This window comes from Arthrobacter sp. TE26545, assembly GCF_056279005.1.
On the sequence record NZ_JBWBQM010000001.1, the window covers coordinates 3,309,574 to 3,332,165 of the forward strand.

Below are 22,592 nucleotides of genomic sequence, written 5' to 3' on the forward strand. Positions count from 1 at the left end.
TCGAACGGAGGCCGGGACGACCATGCCCCTTCCTGCCCGTTCGAGCCGCAAGACTTCCAAGGTGCGAGCGCTTAGTGGGAACCCTTCGCCTGGCTGCTCGGAGCAATCAGGTATTCGCCCTCCACGACCTCCGGGTCAGCCTGCGCTACTGTGGCGCGGCCTCCCCGGCTGCCGGTTTCCGGGAGCGTGAAGTACACGATGAGACTGAGCGCGACGATCACGATCATGTAGACCGCGACAAGCATCGGCTGCCCGGCGCCAACGAATGCAGCGGCGATCAGCGGCGCTGTACCGCCGAAGACGGCGATCACGATCTGGTGCGCAAGGCCGATGCCCGACACCCGCACGGCCGCTGGGAACAGTTCGGCCTGGATGGTCGGGTAGACGGACTGCCAGATGCCAAGAACCACCCAGCCGGATGCCGATACGAGGACGTACACCCAGAAGCCCGGCTGGTTCAGCAGGAGGAGCAAGGGGTAGAAGAGGACGATCATGCCGATGGCGCCGACGACGGGGAAGATCTTGCGACGGCCGAGCCTGTCAGAGAGCGCGCCGCAGACCGGCACGATGATGACAAGCAAGGCCAGCCCGATAACGCTGCCGGCCAGGGTAGAGGACAAGTCCCGGCCGGTGGTCAGCTTGGCATAGGTGGGGAGGAAGGTGGCCCACGTGTAGTAGGCAACGGCTGGAGCAGAGAGTGCCGCCGCCTGCAGCAGAGCCTTCGGGTGTTCGCGGACCAGGTCCCGCAGGCGTGCCATGGCCGACTTTTTGTCGACGGCTGCACTTGCCTCGAACTCAGGTGTCTCTTCGGCGCGGGCCCTGAGGACAAGCCCCACGACACCGAGGATGCCGCCGATAACGAACGGGATGCGCCATCCCCAAGCGGCGAGGTCCGCCGGAGCAAAAGCTGATGTCACCATCGCCGCCGCACCGGTCGCTGTAAGGGTTGCAAGGCCACTCGCCATATTCGTGAACGAGCCGAACAGACCCCTCCGGCTCGCGGGAGCGTGCTCAACCATGAAGGCGATGGCGCTCTGCTGCTCCGTTCCGGCAGAGATTCCCTGGATAATCCGTGCAACCAGGAAGAGAGCAGGCGCCGCGAATCCGATGGTCGCAAAGGAAGGCGTGAGACCGATGATCAGGGCGCCAACGGCCATCCCGGAAATGGAAAGCGTCAGGATAAGCCGCCGGCCGAAGCGGTCCGCCAGTGGCGAAATGATGATTCCGCTGAGCGGCCGCACAACGAACCCGACTGCGTAGGTAAGCAGCGCTGCAACCAGCGAGGCGAACGGGGAGTCGCTTGGAAAAATCTGCGACGAGAACACTGCTGCCAACAACCCGTAGATGTACCAGTCGTACCACTCCACGAAGTGGCCGATTGTGCCTGCCACCAGGTTGACGTTGCGGCGCGGGCGCTCAGACGCTTCGGGAAACTCCGAAGGGTCTGGACTGCCGACGGCTTCTTTTGAGGTCTTCATTGAACTCTCCATGTTTTCACGGTTACTGCGGAGGGGTATTGGAATATTGCCCGGACGCCCGGAGCGGCGTGCGGGCCGGGAAGGAATCTGATCCGGCTCTCTCCGCCAATGAGATCGATTGCAAAAAAACTCATCAATGAGATCGGTTGCTGAGATCGGTTGCAAGCAATGCTACGTAGGCTGGATCACTCTGTCAATGGTCATTTTCGAACAGGGAACGGAGGTCGTCCGGGCCCTGAAAGGTCATCCCTGAATTGGCAGGGTCTTCTCGTTGTTGAGGTCAAGGAAACGGACTCCGGACCAGGTGCAGTTCAGGCTGCCGTAAGAAGCCCAATACTCGTCCCAATGCGCCAGTTTCCACCGGTCCCTCTCCAGGCCCCGCTGAATGAGCCGCTCCCGAAGAACATCCTGCGGAACCTGCACCCGCACTACCGTGGTCTCCGAAGCAGGCCAGTCGAATTCTTCCGCGGCGCGCGTTAGATAGTCCGGATTGGCGAAGTACGCGCCGAAGGGTGCGTCGAGTACAACCGACCGCCCCAGCCGCAGATTCGCTCCAGCGGTATCCATGAGCGTCTCGTATTCCAGGGGCAGAACATTTTCCCGGTAGAACCCGTTGGATTCCCGGTCGCTGGGGTCATGGCCGGCTGCTTTCAAGGCGAATTCGACAAGACGACCGCAGATCCGGTCCTTGTCCAGGTATGCGGCTCCATGCTCCTTTGCCGTTTGTTGCGCAATGGTCGTCTTTCCGGATCCGGCCGGGCCGATGACGATGAAGACTTTGGGGACCGTCATTGGCGGGCCTCTGCCACTGCCGAGAGGAACTCCCGTGCGGCCGCGGTGACGCGGGAGAAGTCGCCGTCAGGCTGCCATGCTTTGGTCACATAGCTGCCCACACCCACGCCAGCCACGCCAGCCGCGAACCAATCGCCTACGTTCTCCAGGGTTACACCGCCTGCCGGCATGATGGGCAGATGCGCCAGCGGAGCCAGCACCGCCTTGGCGTAGGAGACTCCCCCAGCCTCGGTCGGGAAGAGTTTGAGGATGTCAGCGCCGGCTTCGGCGGACTCAACGAGCTCCGTGGGAGTGTAGGCTCCGCTGACGGTCGGCACCTGGTACCGGTTGGCGGTCCGGATCATTGCCGGGTTCAGCTGGGGACTGACCAGGAATGCGGCACCGGCACGGATGCACTCGTAGGCCGAGTGCTCGTCCAGGACCGTTCCGGCCCCGATCACTACCCCGTTGGGCCCATGCTTGGCGGCGAGCCGGCGGATCACGTCTACGGCGCCTGGAATTGAAAGCGTGATTTCAAGCGCACGGAACCCTCCTTCGATGGCGGCTTCCGCAACGCGCTCGGCAACGTCTGCGTTCTCCAGCCGCACGATCAGGACGGCGCCGGACTCGTGGATGGTTTGCAGGGTGCGAAATTTCTTGTACATTGCTGGCCTTTCTTCTGGCCCGGGAAGCTTCTCTGCTCCGAGGCATCGTGGGTCGCTTTTGAAGTGTCGTTGGCGCCACTCTTGAAGTGTCGTTGACAAACTCTCCCACCATCCATACTGTTATTGCAACCGATCTCAGCAATCGATCTCATACTTAGCAAAGGGGCTGGCAAATGAGTAGACCGCGCACCATCATCCTTGGCGCTTCGCACTGGCACGTCCCGCTCCTCACACGGGCAGTCGGCGAAGAACACCAGGTCGTCGGAATCAGTGACGAGGACGTATCCCTCGTCCAAGGACTTGCAGAAGCCTGGAGCTCTCCGGTGGAGGCTGACTGGCGGAAGCTGGTGGATCTGCCGGATCTCGGGCTTGCCTACGTCTTTGGCCCGCACGCCGGCATGGCGGAAAAGTGCTTTGCGCTGATCGAACGCGGCATTCCGTTCGTCGTGGAGAAGCCTCTGGGCACCTCCCTTGCAGAGCTTTCCGAGGTGCGGAAAGCTGCGGAAGCGGCCGGTGTACCCGTAACAGTCCCGCTCGTTCAGCGGGGCGGCCCGGTTGAACGCTGGCTGGCCAAGGCCGGCCGCCCGGCGTACCAGAGAATCTCCTTTATCGCCGGGCCGCCCTCACGCTACTTGCGTAACGGCAATTCCTGGATGCTGGACCCTGCTGCAGCAGGTGGCGGGTGCCTGGCGAACCTGGCACCGCACTTTGTGGATCTTTTCCTACAGGGCAGCAACGAGACAGTCCAGAACGTAGATTCCCGGCTGTCTTCCGTTCTGCACGGCGCGGGTGTAGAGGACCATGCCAGCCTCATCATCACTACCCCAAGCGGCCGTGAAGCCATCGTCGAGGTGGGGTATGCGTTCCCCGATTCGCCGCTGAAGCGCTACTGCAGCTACACCTCGGCAGGCGAGGCAGGATTCGCCTCCATCGGCTCGGACGGTTCCGCCACCTTCACCACCGTGGATGGAGAGACGGAATCCGCCGTGCTCAACGTGGACAGCGACCCTCTCTACGATTCGTTCGTACGCAGTGTCGCAAGGACGCTGGAAGATGGATTCCAAGGGCTGCCAACCCTGGCCCAGCTTGAAGATGCGATGCGCCCGATTTGGCAGGCATATGACGACCACGGAGGAAGAGAAAATGGCAGACCTTAGCATTGACGTTGTCGCGAAGGCCGCAGGCGTCCACCGCTCTACGGTTTCCCGGGCATTCTCCAAGCCGGAGGCAGTCAAGAGCGAAACCCGGGAACACATTCTCCGGGTCGCCGAGGAGCTCGGCTACACCATGAGCCCGCTCGCCCAGGCCTTGCGTCGAAAGACCAGCACCTTCATCCCACTGATCGTGCCTGACATCACCAACCCGTTCTTTGCAGAACTTGCCAAGACCATGACGCAGGCTGCTGACGAACGCGGCTACCAGCTGCTGCTGTGTGTCACGAACGGAGACCCCGCCAAGACCGAAGGGTACTTCACCGCGATGCAGGCCATGTACGCCCCCTTCGGAATCGTCGCGCCCTCCACGAAGGTCGATACCGAGGCCCTCAAGCGCTTCGATTTCGGGCACAAGGTAGTAGTGATCGACCGTGTGGAAGGCGACGACTCGGTCCCGACCGTCACCGTCGACAGCCGCCGCGGAATCGTCCTCGCCCTGGAACACCTGCGTTCCCTGGGGCACACCTCGATCGGCTACGTTTCCGGTATTTCCGGGACCCACACTGCGCAGGACCGGATGGACGCATACCTGGAGCTGTCAGCGGAAAGCGGCAATACGCCCGTCGTCCTCGACAGCGGCTCCGACCCGGACGCGGGGGCCCGCGCGGCAAAGCACTATCTGGAGATGGAAAACCCCCCGACGGCGATTATCGCCGCCAATGACATGGTCGCCTTCGCGGTGATCTCGGCGCTGGGCCAAAGCGGTATCCGTGTGCCGGAAGACGTATCGGTCATGGGCTTTGACGGCCTGGCATTGGGTTCCCGTTTCAACCCGGCCCTGACTACAGTGCGGCAGCCGATCGACGAGATGGGAAGCATCGCGATCGAGCTGGCAGAAAAGCAGAACCTGAACGGTTCGGTAGACCACGTGGTTCTGGAGCCTGTTCTTCTGGTGCGCTCCTCCACCTCGGGACCGCGCAAATGACCGGGGCCAGCCCGAAGACGCTGCGCCGGCTGCCCGGGCTGCAGTACACCGACCACGTCGGCCTGACGGTTCCGAACCTCGAGGACGCAGTCACCTTCTTCGTCGAGGTGCTCGGCGCGGAGGAACTGTACCGCTCCGAGCGCGGACCCGACTCCGAGTTCATGCCCACGAACTTCGAAGTCCCTGCCGATGCGAAGCTCACCCTCGCCATGCTGCGGATGCCTCCGAACCTGAACATCGAGCTTTTCGAATGGAGCAGCGCCGAACGGCGGGAAAGCCCGCCACGGCATTGCGACGCAGGCGGGCACCACCTGTGCTTCGTCGTCGATGACGTGGACGACGCGGTTACCGTGCTGCGGGAAACCCCCGGAGTGCGCGTGCTCGGAGAACGCAAGGAAGTCGCCGGCGACAGTCCCCGCGTGGCGGGCAACCGCTGGACCTATTTCGTTACCCCCTGGGGGCTGCTGATGGAGATCGTCGACCGATCCCGTGTCGCAACCCCACCACGGCTGGTCGGCCCCGCGGACTGGACAGCAACTCAAGACACTTTCAGAAAGGACGTGTAAGTATGCGACTGGCAGGCCACACACTGGGCACCCCAAACCATACAGTCCCCCAGGCAATCAAACTTTTCCGGGCCGCAGGGCTCGATGCCGCAGAAGTCATCTACCAGGATGGCTACACCTCGGGTCTCCCCCAGGGCGACCGCCGCGCTGCCATGGAGGCGTTGAAGGCGGCGGAAGATGAGGGCCTGCCCATTCTTGGCCTGACGCCGTACACCACGGCCATCAACTCCCTGGACGAGGGTGAATGGCGCGGCGGAGTGGACGAATTCCGCGGCGCCATTGAGACCGCGCATCTGCTCGGGGCCGACCGGGTGCGCGTGTACGCGGGATCCTGGCACCCGGGTAACAGCGATCACGCGGGGCACTGGGCGAAGCTGCGGGAAGCCCTGGAGACCCTGGCGCCTGAGGCCGAGCAGGCCGGGGTACGCCTGTGCGTGGAGAACCATTTCGGCACCATGACCCAGACTGCGGCCGAAACCGCGGCGCTCGTCCGGGAGGTTGCCCACCCGGCCGTCCGTGTTCTCTACGACCAGACCAACCTGACCTTCACCCACGACGAGACCTACGAACAGGCCTTTGCCGTCCAAGGCGATCTGATCGGCCACGTACACGTCAAGGACCTCGTGTTCACTGACCCGAACGCGGCCTTCCGTGCCACGGAAACGGCCCGCGTCAATGCCTCCGAACGGGCCGTCCGGTCAAGGGTTGTGGGGAACGGCATCCTGCCCTGGCCCCAGATCCTCGCTGCGCTGCTGCGCCACGGCTACGATGATCTGCTCAGCATCGAGTACGAGTACCGCTGGCACCCGCAGGACCTCCCGAGCCCTGAGGACGGGTTCCGGGAATCAGCAGCCGCCCTGCGCGCAATGCTTTCAGATCTCGCCGAAGTGCAGGAGGCACGATGAACACCCAGCGTTTGCGGGTCGGCGTGATCGGCGCCGGCAATATCGCCACGATTGCCCAGTTGCCCACTCTCGTACAGCGCGACGACGTTGAGCTGGCTGCACTGGTGTCCCGGCGGGAGGATCCGGGAAGCCTGGTCCGGCGCTGGGGTTTCGGTGCCGCATACCGCTCGGTGGAGGACATGCTGGCCGCCCAGAAGCTGGACGCCGTCTTCGTCCTCACTCCGCGGTCCGAGCACGCGCATGCCGTCCAGCTGTGCCTGGAGAACGGCGTCGACGTGTTCTGCGAGAAGCCCCTGGCCCCGGCCACCGAGGAGGCAGAACGCCTGGCGGACCTCGCCGACGAACGCGGCCGCATCCTGATGGTCGATTTCAACCGCCGCTACGCACCTGTCTACACGGCAGGCCGCGAGGCGTTCGGGGAGAAGGGCGCTACCTTCTGCGTCGCCCAAAAGAACCGGCCCGGTTCGGAATACCGCGCAACGTTCGAAAACGCCATCCACATGGTCGATCTGCTCCGCTGGTACTGCGGCGGCGAACCCGTGGACGTGGCCGCGCATGCAGCCGGCGATGATCCGTGGGAAGAAGACGGCGTCGCAGCAGTCATCCGCTTCAGTACCGGCAACACCGGTGTGCTGATGGCAGCCCGGACCGCCGGCGCCTGGAACGAAAAGCTGGACGCCTATGGCGACGGAAAGACCGTGGAAGTGCGCGCGCCCGAAACGGTGTCCACCACTGTCAACGGAGTCACCACATCACGCGAACTCAGCGCCGAGGCCTACGGTTGGGCCACCGCGACCGACACTCTGGGCTTCTCCGCCGCCGTCCACCATTTCCTGGACCGCGTCGCCGACAGGGCGCAGCCCCTCACCTCGGGCCGCGAAGCCGTTCATACCCAGCGGCTGCTCGATCGGATCCTCGCGGCCTCCGGGCTGCCCGCGGAGGAACAACAAGGCCGGCAATGGCAAAGCCACGCCACGAACGGAGATACCAAATGAGCCTCAAAGACCAGGTGGTTCTGGTAACCGGATCGAGCGGCGGGATCGGCAACGCAGTGGTCGATGCCCTTAGGGCCGAAGGAGCCTTGGTCGTTGGCGCGGACCGGGCGCCCAAAGAGGGCCAGGAATTGGCCGCCTTCTTCCCGCTCGACGTCACGTCCGAAGAGCAGTGCGCCGCCGTCGTCAGGGACACTGCAAGCAAGTACGGGCGCGTCGACGCGCTCGTCCATGCAGCGGGAGTACTCGGCACCACGCCCGGCATCATGGAGACAACGACTGAAGAGTTCGATTCCATCCTGCGGATCAACGCTTCCGCGACCTTCTCGATGGTGCGGGAAACGGCCAAATCAATGCTTGATACCGGTACTGCCGGTGCCATCATCATCCTCTCCTCCGTCGCAGCGAAGGAAGCCCGCCTCAACTATCTGCCCTACAACGCAAGCAAGCTCGCCGTGCTGCACGTGATGTGGTCATTCGCCGAGTTGCTGGGGCCCAACGGCATTTCCGTCAACGCCATCGCCCCCGGTCCCGTGAACACCCCCATGCGGGCACAGTTCGACAAGGATTCCGGCCCGGGTGCGGCTGCCAGCCGGGCAGCGAGGGAGGCGCAGCTTCCCATGCGCCGCTTCGCTGAACCCGAAGAAGTGGCCCGCGCCATCCTCTTCCTGGCCGACCCCGGGAACCGCTACATCACCGGTGTCACCCTGGATGTAGCAGGCGGGGCACATCTCGGCATGGGAACCTGAGCGAAACAGCACGCGACGGCGGGAGGTTGCCTCCCGCCGTCGCACTCGTTAACAGCCATTTCCTTAGCAGCCAAGCACCATCCCACTAGCGCCTAATCGGCTCCCAAATCTCGCTCCCCTCGATTCGGGCCCCTCGCCGGTTAGGCTGGGAAACGACCGCGATCGTCACCGAAAGGAAGCGTTGCCATGGCCTACATCACCGTCGGAACCGAGAACAGCACGGATATCGAGCTTTACTACGAGGACCATGGCAGCGGGCAGGCGGTGGTCCTCATCCATGGCTACCCGCTGGACGGCTCCTCCTGGGAGAAGCAGGCAGCGGCGCTCCTGGAGGCCGGCTACCGCGTGATCACCTATGACCGCCGCGGCTTCGGCAAGTCCAGCAAGCCCACCGCCGGCTATGACTATGACACCTTCGCCGCAGACCTGAAGGTCCTGCTGGACACCGTCGACGTAAATGACGCCGTGCTGGTGGGCTTCTCGATGGGGACCGGGGAAGTGGCCCGGTACATCTCGGCGTACGGGTCCGCGCGGGTTGCGAAGGCCGTGTTCCTCGGATCCCTGGAACCGTACCTGCTGGATCCGGAGGAAGGCACCGACGGCGTTCCGCAGGAAGTGTTCGACGGACTGCTGGAGGCCGCAAAGGCGGACCGCTACGCCTTCTTCACCGAGTTCTTCAAGAACTTCTACAACAGCGACACCTTCCTGGGCACTCCGCGGCTCAGCGAGGAGTCCGTGCGGGCCAGCTGGGGCCTGGCCGCCCAGGCAGGGGCCTTCGCCTCCGTCGCCGCGCAGCCCACCTGGCCGACGGATTTCCGTGCGGACATTCCCAAGATCGACGTCCCCACGCTGATCGTCCACGGGACGGCGGACAGGATCCTGCCCATCGACGTCACCGGGAGGCCGTTCTCCCGCGCACTGCCCGACGCCGACTATCTGGAGATCGACGGCGCCCCGCACGGCATGCTCTGGACGCACGGCGCGGAGATCAACGAGGCGCTGCTGGCTTTCCTGAAGAAGTAGCCCAAACCCGCGGAAACCGCGGAAACCGCGCATGACCGCCGGCCCACGCTGTGGGCCGGCGGTCATATTTTGTTTGCGGTGCAACCATTGAAACTTTGGGATCCCAAGATGTAACCTGAGTCACACATCACCACAATGACAACTCATTTTCGCATCATGGAACGCGCTTGCGGCGCCGACCGACCCCTTCCACTCAGTGAGGAGCACGCCGTGGATAGAAAAGCTTCCCCGGAAACCGCCACAAGGCCAGCCGCCGGACCGGACACCAGCCCCAGCAAAGCGTCCCTGGCACAGCAGATCGAGGGCACCTACCAGAAGATCGGCGTCACCGGCGCCCACCGACAGATCGTCTTCATGATCCTCCTGGGTGTCTTCTTCGACGCCCTGGAACAGAACGCCGTCGGCATCACCGGACCGATCCTGCGGCAGGCATGGGGCCTGGGCGGGGCAGAGATCGGCCTCCTCAATACCATGACCTTCACGGCCACTGCTCTCGGCCGCCTGGCCACCGGCCTGATCGTGGACAAGTACGGCCGGCGCCAGATGCTGGTCATCAACCTCATCATCTTCGCCGGCGGCTCGCTGCTGTGCGCCATCGCGCCCAACTATCCGGTGCTGGCCATTGGCCGCTTCATCGTCGGCTTCGGGCTGGGCGGCGAGATCGCCGTCGCTGTCATCATGATGGCCGAATTCTTCGCAGCGAAGCACCGCGGCACCGCCGTCGGCCTCATCAACGTCACCGCGGCGGGCCTGGGCAACATGCTCGCCCCGGCCTTCGGCATCCTGGTCTTCACCCTCTTCGACGGCCCGGACAAGTGGCGCTGGGTCTTCGGCCTGCTCTTCATCCCGGCCCTGCTGGTGATGTTCTTCCGCCGCTTCGTTCCCGAAACCCCGCGCTTCCTGGCCTCCAAGGGCCGGATCGACGAAGCCAACCTTGTCATCACCCGCCTTGCCCGCGGCAAGCTCTCCGGGCCCATCAGCGACCCCGAACAGTTCATCACCGCCGCCCCGGACCCCGTCGAAGCGAAATCCACCGGCCACTGGAAGGACGCCCTGCGCGGCAAGCTCCTAAAGCGCACCGTCCTGCTGTGCATCGCGGTGTGCATGTCCTACGCCGCCCAGATTTCCATGCTCACCCTGATGCCCACCATCCTGGTTTCCCGCGGTTATGCCGTGAACACCAGCCTGTGGTTCACGCTGATCATGCAGTCCGGTTCGCTGGTGGGCGCATGCACCGCGGCGTTCCTCGCCAGCCGCCTGCCCCGCAAGAAGGTCCTCACTGCCGCCGCCATCCTGGGTTGCGCGGCTGGCCTGTCCATGGCGTTCCTCGCCGACAGCATCGTGCTCGTGGTGGTCTTCGGCGCCTTGTTCAACTTCTCGGTGATCATCCTGAACACCACCATCTGGCTCTTCGCCCCGGAGCTCTACCCCACCCGCACCCGCGGCTTCGGCACCTCGATCATCCTGGCAGCGGGCTCGCTCTCCGGCGGCCTATTCCCGCTGATCTCCGGCGCAGTCTTCGACGCCGCGGGCCTGGGCGGCATGTTCACCACCCTTGCCGTCCTGTTCATCGTGCTGGCGGTCGCCGTGCAGTTCCCGCCGGAAACCTTCGGCAAGCCGATGGAAGAAGACGGCGAAGCCTCCGGCGACGAGGAGGCGGCAATCTATGGGCACTGACGCCACGTCTACGGAGCAGCAGGCGCGGCGCACGGTCCTGCTGGTCAACCCGAACAGCAATTCCCGCACCACCGCCATGATGGCCGAACTGGCCGAAGAGGCACTCACGCCACGGGGTTTCGACGTCGTCGGACTGACGGCGGCCGGAGGCCCGGCCATGATCATCGACCCGGAGTCGCTGGCCGCCTCGGCGGCGCATGTCCGCACCGCGGTGCTGGACTATTTGGCAGGGCCTGACGGCGGCACGGTGGCCGCGGTGATCGTCTCCGCCATCGGCGACCCGGGCCGGGAGTCGCTCGAGCAGGAACTTGACGTTCCGGTACTCGGCATCGGCCAGGGGTCGATCCACCAGGCGTCCAAGGGCGGCCGCCGCTTCGGGATGGCCACGAGCACACCGCTGCTGGCGGATTCCCTGGCCGCGCTGGTCGGCTCGCACGGAAAGTCGGAAGCCTTCAGCGGGGTCCGGCTCACCGCCTCCGAACCCTTGGTGCTAGCCGCGGATCCGGAACGGCAGTACCAGGAGCTGGCCACCGCCGTCGGCGATTCCACTGCGCTGGACGGTGCGGAAGCGGTGATTATTGCGGGCGGACCGCTCAGCGAAACGGCCCGCCGCCTGGCACGGACCACCACCGCGGAAATCATCCAGCCGGTCCCCAGCGCTTGCGCGCTGCTGCTGGAACGGCTGGGAGTGACGGCAGCCTGAGCCGCAGAGGCACGCGCCTGACTCCTGCGGGGCGGCGCTGACGCATCCTCCCCAACGCAGCCGCCCGGTCAAAAGTTCCTCTTTGTCCTCATGCGACGAAGAATATTCACAAGTTTTGTCATACGGATCACAATTTCTTGTCACTATCACCGGCAATTTTCTTGAGTTAACGGGTAAATAATTCCCGAACCAAGGAAAACCATGCCTCACTCATCAGATTCCGCAGCTGTTCCCAACGACGCACACAGCCCGCCGGGCAAGCTCCCGGCGGGCAAGGAGCGGGGCCGGGCCAACTCCAGGCGGCCCGCCTTCCTCAACACCCTGGGCGCCGACCTGCCGGCCTCGCTCGTGGTCTTCCTGGTTGCGCTCCCCTTGTCCCTCGGCATCGCCGCGGCCTCGGGGGCACCCGTCATGGCGGGGCTGATCGCCGCAACAATCGGCGGGATCGTCGCAGGCAGCCTGGGCGGTTCACCCCTGCAGGTGAGCGGCCCGGCAGCCGGACTTACAGTCGTCGTCGCGGGCCTGGTGGACGAGTTCGGCTGGCAGGTGACGTGTGCAATCACCGCCGCCGCCGGCGTCGTCCAATTGCTCCTGGGAGTCAGCCGCGTAGGCCGCGCCGCGCTGGCCGTGTCACCGGTGGTGGTGAAAGCCATGCTGGCCGGCATCGGCATCACCATCATCCTGCAGCAGCTGCATGTCCTGCTGGGCGGCCAGGCGGCCGGTTCCGCCGTCGAAAACCTCACCGCACTCCCGGCAGCCATCACCAACGTGGAGCTGCACTCCGCCCTGCTCGGAGTGGGCGTAGTGGCCATCCTCCTCGCCTGGAAGTTCCTGCCCCCGGTGGTGCGGAAGGTTCCCGGCCCCCTTGCCGCCGTCGTGCTGGTCACCGCCCTGTCCGTGCCCGTGGCGCCGGGCGTTGAACGCATCAGTTTCAGCGGTTCCCTGTTCGACGCCGTCGCCCTGCCCAGCCTGCCCGGGGACAACTGGCGTGCCGCGGCCATGGCCGTCCTCACCGTGGCGTTGATCGCGAGCATCGAATCGCTGCTTTCCGCCGTCGCCGTGGACAAGATGCACTCCGGGCCGCGCACCAGGCTCAACCGCGAACTCGTCGGCCAGGGCTCCGCAAACATGGTCTCCGGCATGCTCGGCGGCCTCCCTGTCACGGGCGTGATCGTCCGCAGCGCCACCAACGTGGAAGCAGGCGCCGCCAGCCGGGCATCCGCCATCCTCCACGGCGTCTGGGTCCTGGTGTTCTCCGTCCTGTTCGCGGGCCCGATCCAGCTCATACCGCTGGCCGTACTGGCCGGCCTGTTGCTGGTGATCGGCGCGAAGCTCATCAAAGTGGCCGACATCAGGACCAGCCACCACACGGGCGACCTCCTGGTGTACGTGGTTACCCTGGCTTGCGTCGTCTTCCTCAACTTGCTCGAAGGCGTCATCATCGGCCTGGCACTGGCTGCCCTGTGCGTGTTGTGGCGGGTGCTCCGGGCCCAGATCCACGCGCATCAAGCCACCGCCGCACACCTTCCGTGGCGGGTGACCATCGCCGGATCCTGCAGCTTCTTCGCCCTGCCCCGGCTCAACCGCGTCCTCCATTCCGTCCCCGAGGGCCAGGACGTGATGGTGGAACTCAATGCCGACTATCTTGACCACTCCTTCCGCGAAGCACTGCTCGCCTGGCAGAGCCAGCACCGGAACACGGGAGCCTCCGTGGTGCTTGAAGAGCACGGCACCACCGCTTTCCGGGATGCCGCGGACCGGACGCCGCAGCGCCAGGATCCCCGGGAGTTTCCACTCCCGCCGAGGAATTCCTGGCAAACGCCACCCCGGGTGGACGCCCCCTTCGCCGTCGACGACGACGGACGGCCGCCACTGCGCTCCATCCTCCTGGGGATCGACAAGTACCACCGGCGGCATGCGGACAAGGTCCGCCCCTTGGTGCAGGATCTGACCGACGGGCAGAACCCGGACACCCTTTTCGTGGCCTGCGTCGACTCCCGCGTGAATCCGAACCTGATCACCAGCAGCGGTCCTGGTGATCTGCTGACGCTCCGGAACATCGGCAATGTGGTGTGCAGCGACGGCCACGATGCCTCGATCGACTCGGCACTGTCGTTTGCGGTCAAGGGATTGTCCGTGGACTCGATCGTGGTCTGCGGCCACTCCAACTGCGGCGCGATGAAGGCCGTCCTGGAAGATGCCGAAGGTGCCGGCAACGCCCCGCTGGGCGCAGGCTTTGACGCCTGGCTTGGACATGCCCGCCCGAGCTACCGCGAGCTGATGGCCGGCCACCCCGTAGCCCTGGCCGCCGAGGCTGCGGGCTACAGCCGCCTGGATCAGCTCAGCATGGTGAACGTGGCAGTCCAGCTCCGGAAGCTCGAAGAGCACCCGGTCACCGGCCCCGCACTGAAGTCCGGCCTGGTGCAGGCCACCGGCCTCTTCTACGACATCCGCACGGCGCGCGTGGTCCTCGTGACCCCGCAGGGCATCGAGCGCCTGGATGCGGGTGTGGCGGCGGTCAAGTAGAAGCCGTCCCTATAGGCACGGCCCCGTGTCCGCCGGCGGACACGGGGCCGTGCATGCCCGCAGTCTGACTGAACGTCAGCAGCTCAACCCAAGGATCGACCCAGTTTCTATGGACGGCCGACGACGACCGGCGTAACTTAACGTCCAAACGCCGTGCCGGGGAGGTGAGTGTTTTGGCCAGGTATTTGGGGCGCGGTGCCATTTCCCTTCTTCGCTCTGCTCTTCTCGCCCTCCTTGGCGCATTGGTGTGGTCGGTGTGGCTCGCCGGCCCGTCGCAGGCCAGTGATCTTTTGCCCCCGGTTCCGGCGGAACCCTCAACATCCGCCGTCCCCACCGTTCCGTTGCCGGCCGTTTCGCTGCCAGCCGTTTCGCTGGCCCCGACTCCGGCCCCGACCGTGGCCCCGGCCCCGATTCCGACTCCGGCCCTGACCGTGGCGCCGGCCCCGATTCCGATTCCGACTCCGACTCCGGCCCTGACCGTGGCCCCGGCAGTGCCCTCGGTACCTGCCGTCCCCACCGTTCCGTTGCCGGCCGTTTCGCTGGCCCCGACGCAATTAGCCGAGATTCCGCAAGCCGTCATCAATGAGCTGCCGGGTGCCGTCGCAACACCTCTCGTCGGGGTGATCGACGCCGTGGCGCCCGTGATTGACCGCGCCGTCGGGAACGGGCCGACGCTGCCGGTGCCCGAGCTGCAGCAGGTGCCCGGGCTGCTGCCATTGGCTCCCGGCTCCGATGCCGCCGCGTCCAACGCCGGACCACGCGATCCGGCTGCCGCTAATGCTTTCCGCCGTACCAGCGCGCTTCCGCCAAAGGTCCAGAACGGACCGGGAATGAACGCAGCGAGCCCCGGATTCATCCCGCACATGCTGGTCGTTGTGCCCGCAGCATCGTTGGCGACGGCAGAAATACCGCCTCCTGCGGGTGCGCCGCCGGGCAGACCGCTCCCTCCATCCGCGCCCCCGGTCCAAGCCGGGGCAACGAACGGACCACAGCTCGGCTCGGCCCATGGCGCCGCAGATCTTCCTGATCAACGGGCACTGGCACCACCGAAGGGAAACGCGGCCGTCCGTGATGGGTCGCAGATCCCCGCAGCCGGACCTTCGTTCGATCCGGGGTCTTCTCCCGACTGAGCAGGCCGTCCCTGCCCCAGGCAGACACGACCACCTGCGCCACATCGCGCAGGAACAAGCCTCAGCCAAGAAGAGAAGCCATGAAAGACCATATCCAAGTTCAAGGCCGCAGCCATCACATCGACGCATTCATCGGCAATTGGCCCGACCCCATGCGGAAAGGAGCGAATAGCCACCAGCGAGGGCGCCCAGGCGCCTGAAGACAAGAACGCTTGAAAACCAGAACGACGCCGGCCGTGCAGTCAGCTTGACTGCACGGCCGGCGCAATTGTGCCCGAGCAGGTTGTTCTTGCCTTCCGAAGCTAATGCTGGCTCGCGTAGCGGGTCACGAAGTTCCGCAGGATCTTCATCGGCTCGGTGACGGTGTGTTTGTAAGCCTCGGTAATGAGCCGTCCGGCGTCGTCCGGCGGGAAGTAGCCCGCGTACCGGTACGTGTTGATCCGCAGGGCCAGCCCGTCGGCGTCGAGCTCCGGATGGAACTGGGTGGCGTACAGGTTCCGCTTGATCCGGAACATCTGCACCGGACAGGCCGCCGATCCGGCCAGAAGTACGGCATTCCCCGGCAGCACCGTGCAGGCCTCTTTGTGGCCGACGAACGCGGCGAAGCGTTCGTCCAAGCCGGCAAGCAGCGGATCCTGCAGGCCGTCGGCGGTCAGTTTGACGGTGACGCCGCCCAGGGTTTCACCGTAGGTGCGGTCGATGAGGGCGCCCTGGTGCCGGCCCAGCGTGCCGACCCCGTAGCAGGCCCCGAGGAACGGGAAGTCCTGCGCCACGATGATGTCCAGCAGCCCGGCGAGCTCGCGTTCCACGCGGTGCTGGGTTTCGCTCTTGTGGTCCGCCGGGTCGCTGGAGGTGAAGGGGCTGCCGCCCACAATCACGCCCGAGTAGTCGGACAGGTCCAACTCCGGCAAGGGGACCGCCTCAAGGCGGATTCTCCTCAGCTGTGCCGCTTCCAGGCCGCCGAAGCGCAGATATGAGTGGTATTCAGCCTCGGCGGCAACGTCTTCAGCGCGGGAGGCGAGCAACAGGAAGGGCTTCACACAGCAAGTTTGCGCCTGTCCCGAACGCTGCGCCAGAGGCCGGAACGCGGGTGAGCCGGGGTTTACATGGAGGAAACGTCAGGTCCGGCCGAACCGCAAACCGCAGCCAAAAGGCACTTCGAAACATTGTTGAAACACGGCCGTCACGCGCTCTTCACGCAGCCCGGATTTCTGTAACTTGGCCGCAATTTTTTCCAACATTTCCTGAAACACAAGCCCTGAACCATAGATCCGGGGAACAAACGGGAGCAACAGCTTCCCCGGACAGACTGCTGGCGGAGAAGGGAACACGCAAGTGCACATCACTGCGGAACAGATTTGGATGATGGTGGCGGCAGCCCTCACCCTCATGATGACCCCGGCCCTGGGTCTCTTCTACGGCGGCATGACCCGTGCCAAGTCCTCCCTCAACATGATCATGATGAGCTTCCTGGCCGCCGGCATCGTCGGCGCTGTCTGGGCGCTCTGGGGTTACTCGATGATCGGCGGCGAGGGCTTCCTCGGCCTGTTCGGCAACCCCTTCGCCCACTTCGGCCTCGGCAACCTCGTCGGCTCCCCCGACCTCATCAAGGTGGGCTACAGCGCAACCTTCGCGATCATCACCGTCGCCCTGATCAGCGGTGCCATCGCGGACCGCGCCAAGTTCAGCTCCTGGGCGGTCTTCGTTCCCGTCTGGGTCACCCTGGTCTACTGCCCGCTCGCATACATGGTGTGGGGCGGCGGCCTGATGAGTGCCGGCGGTGCGCTCACCGCGGTGTTCGGCCAGGTCATCGACTTCGCCGGCGGTACGGTCGTGGAGATCAGCTCCGGTACTGCGGCATTCGTGCTGGCCCTGATCCTGGGCAAGCGGCACGGTTTCGGCAAGGACCCCAACCACCGTCCGCACAACATCCCCTTCATCATGCTCGGCGCCTGCCTGCTGTGGTTCGGCTGGTTCGGCTTCAACGGCGGCGCCGCCACGAGCGCGGAGCAGGCGGGACTGATTTGGGTCAACACCATGCTGGCACCGGCCGCCGCCATGATCGGCTGGCTCGTCACTGAGAAGATCCGCCACGGCCACCCCACTTCGCTGGGTGCCGCCTCTGGCGTCGTTGCCGGCCTCGTGGCCATCACCCCGTCCTGCGCCAACATCAGCCCGGTGGCTGCCCTCGGCCTGGGCCTGGTAGCCGGCGCGGCCTGCGTGGTGTTCGTAGACCTGAAGTACAAGTTCGGCTTCGATGACTCGCTGGATGTGGTAGGCGTGCACCTGGGCGCCGGCCTGATCGGCACCCTCGCCCTGGGCTTCATCGCCATGCCCGTGGACGGTGTGGGCGGCGGCCTCTTCTACGGCGGCGGCTTCCAGCAGCTGACCGCACAGACCGTGGCGGTCGTGATCACGGTGGCGGTTTCCGCCGCCATGACCGCGGCGATCGGCCTGGTCATCAACAAGACCATCGGCTTCCGCGTCAGCCACGAGGCCGAGACCGTCGGCGTGGACCTCTCCGAGCATGCCGAGACCGCGTACGAGTTCGGCGAGCTGTCCCGCAGCCGCTTCCACTCGGTGCTGCACCCGGCAGGGGCGCCCAGCCACGAGTAATCCCCGGGCGGGGACACCCGGCGTAGCGTCCGGAATGCCCTCCGTACCGGTGGTGTTGCCGCAGATATGACGACAATCGGAATCATCGGCGCAGGACACATCGGCAGCCAAGTGGCGCGCAAAGCGGTTGAACTCGGCCATAACGTGGTGATCAGCAACTCCCGCGGACCGGAAACCCTCGCGGGGCTCGTGGCGGAACTCGGCCCCAAAGCCCGCGCGGCCACCCCTGCCGAAGCAGCAGCGGCAGGCGATTTCGCCGTCGTGACAGTCCCGTTCAGGAAATACCGCGAACTTCCTGCGGAACCGCTGGCGGGCAAGGTGGTCATCGACACCAACAATTATTACTGGGAGCGCGACGGCCGTATCCCGGCGCTCGACGCCGGCGAAGCCACCACCTCGGGGCTGGTCCAGGAACACCTCGCCCAGTCCAAGGTGGCCAAGGGCTTCAACCACATCCGGGCCAGGGAAATCACCACGGACGGCTTGCCTTCGGGAACGCCCGGCCGCCGAGCCCTTGCCACGGCCAGCGATTTCCCCGAAGCAGCCGAACTGGTCGCCAGGCTCTACGACGAATTCGGCTTCGACACGGTGAACATCGGCCCGCTCGCCGAAAGCTGGCGCGTGGAACGGGACCGTCCCGCCTACGTCATCCGGCAGGACGCTGCCGAGCTGAAGGCGAGTATCGCGAAAGCGCCCCGGACGGTCTGAACCGGAACTTAAAGGACAGCGGACGACGGCGGGAGGCTCCCGCCGTCGTCCGTTTTAGTTGTGTGCCCTCAGAGCGAGTGCCGTGACTGGCGCGCGCCGTCCGCGCGGAGCGGCGAGCCCAGCACCGTGAAGCGGTGGCCGCCGTTGTCACCGGACAGCAGCGGCATCGCCTCGCTGATCGCCGCCTGGACGCCCTCCAAGCGCAGGGAGTCCTGGTGCGCTTCGGCGGACTCCCAGAGTTCGCAGACAAACACTGTGTCCGGAACGTCATTGTTGACGCCTACCTCGTACAGCAGGCAGCCGGCATCCCGCAGCTCGGGCTTGGGCCGGAGCAGGATTTCCACCAGTGCGTCACGTTGGCCGGCCTTGGTTCCCAGGGTCCCCACATTTGCAAAAGTCATGTGGCCATGATGGCACGCCCGGCCGCTTTGCCCGCTTAAGCTTGGACCCGGTTCAACGCACCGGCACGCCGTCCAGGAGCGTCGCCACCACCGCGGTGCGGGCCAGCTCCTCGGGGTCAACGGCCAGCGGGTCGCGGGCGAAGACCGTGAAGTCGGCGCGCTTACTCACCGTGATCGACCCGGTCACGGCGCCGAGCCCGGCCGCTGCGGCCGCATGGGTGGTGTAGCCCTCCAGGGCCATGAGCGGGGTGAGCGCCTGTTCGGGCTGCACGGGGGCAGTGTCCGGGCGCTCCACGGGGCGGCGCAGGATGGAATCGGCCATCATGGCGCGCGGATCGTAGGGAGTGATGGGCCAGTCCGAGCCCAGCGCCACGGTCACCCCGGCCTCGCGCAGGTCGCGGCAGCGCCAGCCACGGGCAGCCCGTTCCTCGCCGAGCCGCACCGACCAGTTGTCGCTGCGGTCGGCCTTGGTGTGGTGGGTTCCATGGATCGGCTGCATGCTTGCCGCGACGCCGAGCTCGGCGAAGCGGACCACCAGCTCGTCCGGGATGGTCTCTATGTGTTCAATCCGGTGCGTGGCGAGTTTCCGGGCATCGCCGGCGGATTCCAGGGCCTCCAGCACATAACGCACGCCCTGGTCCCCGATCGCGTGGGTGGCGGTGGGGATGCCGCGCTCGACGAAGAAGCGCAGCGCCTTCTGGAAGTCAGCCGGGTCGGTCCACACGGATTCGGTGTTCTGGCCGTAGACGTCGGGATGTTCGAGCCAGGCGGAGCCGTTGTCGATGGTGCCGTCGATGAAGAACTTCACGCCCTCCACTCCCCAGCGCCGCCCGCCGGTGCCTTGCAGCGCCGCGGCCTCCTCCAGTTCCGCGAGCGACGCTCCGGCGTTGACCATCGGCGAGAAACGCAGCCGCAGGGGCAGCTCGCCGTCGGCCTCCAGCCGGGTCAGCAGTTCCGCGGACCCTTCCACGAAGTCCATCACGTGCGTGGAGGTGATCCCGACGGCGGCCATCGCCTTCAGCAGTTCCCCGAGCCTTCCTGCGCGGCCGGCCAGGTCCTCCTGCGGCATGACCTTCGTGACCAGGTCCATTGCAGTGAACTCCACGAGGTACCCGGTGGGCTTGCCGTCGCCGTCGACGCCCACCACGGACTCGTCCGGGAAGGCCACCCGGCCGGTGATGCCGGCGGCGGCGAGCGCCGCGGAGTTGACCACGGCTGAGTGGCCGTCACGCATCCGCAGGAACATCGGCACCTGGCCGGTGGCGTCGTCGAACAAGCGGCCGATGAAGCCGGTGTCCGTGAACAGGTTGGGGTCCAGTCCCCAGCCGGTCACCCACTCCCCGGGCTTGGCATTGCGCGCGGCCTCGCCCACGATCCGCTGCACCTCGCCAAGCGGGCCGAGGTCCGTCAGCTGCACGCCGCGGGCCAGCTCGAGGCCGTAGACCACATGGGTGTGGCTGTCGTTCAGGCCGGGCACGATCGTGGCATCTCCGAAGTCCAGCACGGTGGTTGCCGGGCCGCGATGCGCCTCCAGTTCGGGGAGGCTCCCGACGGCGGCGATCCGGCCGTCCTTGACTGCGACGGCGGTGGGGGCGGGCGTAGCCGGGTCGATGTTCTCGGGGTCAGTGGTTTCAGGGTCGAGGGTGTGGATGCGGGCGGCGAGGACGAGGACGTCCGCGTAGTTTGTCACGAGGCTGCTCCTTGGCTGACGGGGGCTTTGCTCTTGAGGTCATCGAACAGGGCGTCGACGCGTTGCTGCTCCACCGCCGTCGCGGGCAACAGCCACGAAACCGCCAGGTACACGGCGAGGTTCACGATCAGCCCGGCCACGCCGGAGGTGAGGCCGCCCAGCCACGGAATGGACAGCGGGCTGGGGTACATCAGTTCCAGCACCGCGGCCACCAGGATGCCGGAGACCATGGCGGCGTTCGCGGCGGCGGCTGTGCCACGGCGCCAGAAAATGCCCAGCAGCAGGGTGGGGGCGAGCTGGCAGATGGCCTGGTAGGAGACGAGGGCGATGGCGATCAGACCGGACACCTGGTTGGCGGTGAACAGGGCCACCGCGGCGGACACCAGGGTGACGGCGGCGACGGCGATCTTGGCACCCTTCGCCGACTCGACGCGCTCGTGGCTGCGGGCGCCGACGATGTCGTTGGCGATCTGGGTGCCGAGGGCCTGGAGGTTGGCGCCCACGTTGCCCATGGTTGCGGCCACCACGCACACGCCGGCCACGGCCACCAGGCCCACGCCGCCGATGCCGGCCATGATGAACCAGACAGTGTCGGGTGCCTCGGACACTCCGGGGACGCTGGAGGCGAGCAAGGACACGGTGGTGAGCGCGGCGGAGAAGATGAACAGCAGCGGCGCGGCCTGCACAGCGGACTTCTTCACCGTGCGAGGGGTGCGGACGCTGAACATGCGCACGAACAGGTCCGGCCAGCACCAGGCGCCCATCATGCCGGTGAACATCAGGGAAAACAGGTAGAACGGGCCGGCGGGGCTGCCGAGGCCGGGCAGTTCCAGCAGTGCCGGTGCCATGGCGCCGAAACCGTGGCCGTTGTTCACGAGCCACACCAGCATGCCCAGGATCACCAGGAAACCGATGCCGTAGGCGAAGAGGCCCTGGACCATGTCGCTGATGATCAGGCCGCGGGTCCCGAGCTTGACCGTCCAGATCTGCCGGGCGGCGATGAACAGGACACCGATCACCACGGCCAGGTATGGGGAAACCTGCCCGAAGGAAAGCGTGGAGAAGACCAGGCCGAGGGACTGCATGCCGAGCACAACCCACGGAACGGAGGCCAGCACGCCGATGATTGCGGCGATGACCCGCACCGAGCGGGAGTTGTAGCGCAGGCCCAGCAGGTCTGCCTGGGTGCGGAGGTCATAGGTGCGGCCCCACTTGTTCACCGGGGTGCCGAGGAAGAACATCAGCACCACGCTGAGCAGGGAGTAGGACAGGGAGTACATGCCGATCACCCCACCGCTGGCGGTCAGCCCGGCGAAGGCCACGAATACGGTGCCGGCAAGCCAGGTGTTGAGGAAAGCCATGGTGCCGAACCAGGAACTGAAGGAGCGCCCGCCGGTGGCGTATTCGCTCATGGTGGCGTCGCCGCGGCGGGCGCGGTTCATGACCACCACAACAAGCACAGTGAAAGCGAGGATGGCGCCGTAGCCGATCATCATGTTCATGCCGTCTCCCCCTCGTCGCTGCTGCTTGCCCAGAGGGCGAAGAGGGAAAGGGTCACCACGGCATTGGCCACCAGGAAATACCAGAAGGCGGACTGGCCGCCGCTGAAGAGCCAGTGCACGGGCGGGGCGAGCAGGATGAACAGGTCGACCGCGAAAATCGCGCGCCGGAGCCGGGCGCGGTGTTCCGGGCTGCTCTTGCGGCCGCCCGGGTTCAAGGAGTCCGGGGCTGGGGCGGACAGGGACATTGGGGAATTCCATTCTTCCGGGGCGTCGTTGGCCGGATGCGGACAGGTCTGGTGTTGAGGGAGATTTGCGATGCTTTACGGTTTGCGGGAACGTTCCCGCAAATAA

The 22,592-nt window shown here is 65.8% G+C and carries 19 protein-coding genes and 1 pseudogene; 12 read left to right on the forward strand and 8 right to left on the reverse strand.

Annotation, left to right across the window (positions count from 1 at the left end; translation table 11 throughout):
* Positions 1 to 71 precede the first annotated feature (71 nt).
* From ACZ9CK_RS15025 to ACZ9CK_RS15035, 3 genes are all read right to left on the reverse strand, one after another.
* Positions 72 to 1,478: an MFS transporter gene (locus ACZ9CK_RS15025; protein WP_426299816.1), complete on the reverse strand. Its 1,407-nt coding sequence runs from the start codon at positions 1,476 to 1,478 to the stop codon at positions 72 to 74.
* A gap of 243 nt (positions 1,479 to 1,721) precedes the next feature.
* Entirely contained in the window at positions 1,722 to 2,270 is a 549-nt protein-coding gene (locus tag ACZ9CK_RS15030; protein WP_426299818.1) for a P-loop nucleotide/nucleoside kinase family protein, read from the reverse strand.
* A complete protein-coding gene (locus ACZ9CK_RS15035) occupies positions 2,267 to 2,914 on the reverse strand; it encodes a bifunctional 4-hydroxy-2-oxoglutarate aldolase/2-dehydro-3-deoxy-phosphogluconate aldolase (protein WP_426299820.1) in 648 nt (215 codons plus the stop codon). The genes ACZ9CK_RS15030 and ACZ9CK_RS15035 overlap by 4 nt, the downstream gene beginning before the upstream one ends.
* Positions 2,915 to 3,087: 173 nt before the next feature.
* On the opposite strand from ACZ9CK_RS15035, the gene ACZ9CK_RS15040 reads away from it, so the two are divergent.
* The 10 genes from ACZ9CK_RS15040 (at position 3,088) to ACZ9CK_RS15085 (ending at position 14,194) form a co-directional block, all read left to right on the forward strand.
* Entirely contained in the window at positions 3,088 to 4,071 is a 984-nt protein-coding gene (locus ACZ9CK_RS15040) for a Gfo/Idh/MocA family protein (RefSeq protein WP_426299822.1), read from the forward strand.
* The gene (locus ACZ9CK_RS15045) at positions 4,058 to 5,053 is read left to right on the forward strand and encodes a LacI family DNA-binding transcriptional regulator (RefSeq protein ID WP_426299824.1); all 996 of its coding nucleotides are present in this window, start codon (positions 4,058 to 4,060) and stop codon (positions 5,051 to 5,053) included. The genes ACZ9CK_RS15040 and ACZ9CK_RS15045 overlap by 14 nt, the downstream gene beginning before the upstream one ends.
* A complete protein-coding gene (locus ACZ9CK_RS15050; protein WP_426299826.1) occupies positions 5,050 to 5,619 on the forward strand; it encodes a VOC family protein in 570 nt (189 codons plus the stop codon). The genes ACZ9CK_RS15045 and ACZ9CK_RS15050 overlap by 4 nt, the downstream gene beginning before the upstream one ends.
* 2 nt (positions 5,620 to 5,621) lie before the next feature.
* Positions 5,622 to 6,524, forward strand: a complete 903-nt coding sequence (locus ACZ9CK_RS15055; RefSeq protein WP_426299828.1) for a sugar phosphate isomerase/epimerase family protein — start codon at positions 5,622 to 5,624, stop codon at positions 6,522 to 6,524.
* Positions 6,521 to 7,519 carry a Gfo/Idh/MocA family protein gene (locus ACZ9CK_RS15060; protein WP_426299830.1) on the forward strand — a complete coding sequence of 333 codons (999 nt, stop codon included), beginning with the start codon at positions 6,521 to 6,523 and terminating at the stop codon, positions 7,517 to 7,519. Before ACZ9CK_RS15055 ends, ACZ9CK_RS15060 begins: the two co-directional genes overlap by 4 nt.
* Positions 7,516 to 8,265: an SDR family NAD(P)-dependent oxidoreductase gene (locus ACZ9CK_RS15065; RefSeq protein WP_426299832.1), complete on the forward strand. Its 750-nt coding sequence runs from the start codon at positions 7,516 to 7,518 to the stop codon at positions 8,263 to 8,265. Before ACZ9CK_RS15060 ends, ACZ9CK_RS15065 begins: the two co-directional genes overlap by 4 nt.
* 186 nt (positions 8,266 to 8,451) lie before the next feature.
* Positions 8,452 to 9,288, forward strand: coding sequence for an alpha/beta fold hydrolase (locus ACZ9CK_RS15070; protein WP_476050338.1), 837 nt, complete (start codon positions 8,452 to 8,454; stop codon positions 9,286 to 9,288).
* 210 nt (positions 9,289 to 9,498) lie between these two features.
* A complete protein-coding gene (locus ACZ9CK_RS15075; RefSeq protein ID WP_476050339.1) occupies positions 9,499 to 10,965 on the forward strand; it encodes an MFS transporter in 1,467 nt (488 codons plus the stop codon).
* On the forward strand, positions 10,955 to 11,668 hold the full coding sequence (locus tag ACZ9CK_RS15080) for an aspartate/glutamate racemase family protein (RefSeq protein WP_476050340.1): 714 nt from the start codon (positions 10,955 to 10,957) through the stop codon (positions 11,666 to 11,668). Before ACZ9CK_RS15075 ends, ACZ9CK_RS15080 begins: the two co-directional genes overlap by 11 nt.
* A 201-nt stretch (positions 11,669 to 11,869) precedes the next feature.
* Positions 11,870 to 14,194, forward strand: coding sequence for a SulP family inorganic anion transporter (locus tag ACZ9CK_RS15085; RefSeq protein ID WP_476050341.1), 2,325 nt, complete (start codon positions 11,870 to 11,872; stop codon positions 14,192 to 14,194).
* A gap of 1,432 nt (positions 14,195 to 15,626) precedes the next feature.
* Here ACZ9CK_RS15085 and ACZ9CK_RS15090 read toward each other — a convergent pair.
* Complete coding sequence (locus ACZ9CK_RS15090; RefSeq protein WP_426299842.1) at positions 15,627 to 16,364, reverse strand: glutamine amidotransferase; 738 nt, start codon at positions 16,362 to 16,364, stop codon at positions 15,627 to 15,629.
* Between the two features lie 322 nt (positions 16,365 to 16,686).
* Here ACZ9CK_RS15090 and ACZ9CK_RS15095 point away from each other — a divergent pair, with 322 nt between their 5' ends.
* Both ACZ9CK_RS15095 and ACZ9CK_RS15100 read left to right on the forward strand, forming a co-directional pair.
* The gene (locus ACZ9CK_RS15095; protein WP_426303514.1) at positions 16,687 to 17,940 is read left to right on the forward strand and encodes an ammonium transporter; all 1,254 of its coding nucleotides are present in this window, start codon (positions 16,687 to 16,689) and stop codon (positions 17,938 to 17,940) included.
* A gap of 54 nt (positions 17,941 to 17,994) precedes the next feature.
* Positions 17,995 to 18,648: pseudogene (locus tag ACZ9CK_RS15100) on the forward strand (NADPH-dependent F420 reductase); the annotation flags it as partial.
* A gap of 68 nt (positions 18,649 to 18,716) precedes the next feature.
* On the opposite strand, the gene ACZ9CK_RS15105 reads toward ACZ9CK_RS15100, so the two are convergent.
* The 4 genes from ACZ9CK_RS15105 to ACZ9CK_RS15120 are packed head-to-tail and all read right to left on the reverse strand — an operon-like array spanning position 18,717 to position 22,486.
* Positions 18,717 to 19,049, reverse strand: coding sequence for a putative quinol monooxygenase (locus ACZ9CK_RS15105; protein ID WP_426299846.1), 333 nt, complete (start codon positions 19,047 to 19,049; stop codon positions 18,717 to 18,719).
* A 52-nt stretch (positions 19,050 to 19,101) separates the two neighbouring features.
* Entirely contained in the window at positions 19,102 to 20,739 is a 1,638-nt protein-coding gene (locus tag ACZ9CK_RS15110) for an amidohydrolase (protein WP_426299848.1), read from the reverse strand.
* Positions 20,736 to 22,241, reverse strand: coding sequence for a sodium:solute symporter family protein (locus ACZ9CK_RS15115; RefSeq protein WP_426299850.1), 1,506 nt, complete (start codon positions 22,239 to 22,241; stop codon positions 20,736 to 20,738). Before ACZ9CK_RS15115 ends, ACZ9CK_RS15110 begins: the two co-directional genes overlap by 4 nt.
* Positions 22,238 to 22,486, reverse strand: coding sequence for a hypothetical protein (locus tag ACZ9CK_RS15120; RefSeq protein WP_476050342.1), 249 nt, complete (start codon positions 22,484 to 22,486; stop codon positions 22,238 to 22,240). Before ACZ9CK_RS15120 ends, ACZ9CK_RS15115 begins: the two co-directional genes overlap by 4 nt.
* Positions 22,487 to 22,592: the final 106 nt, after the last annotated feature.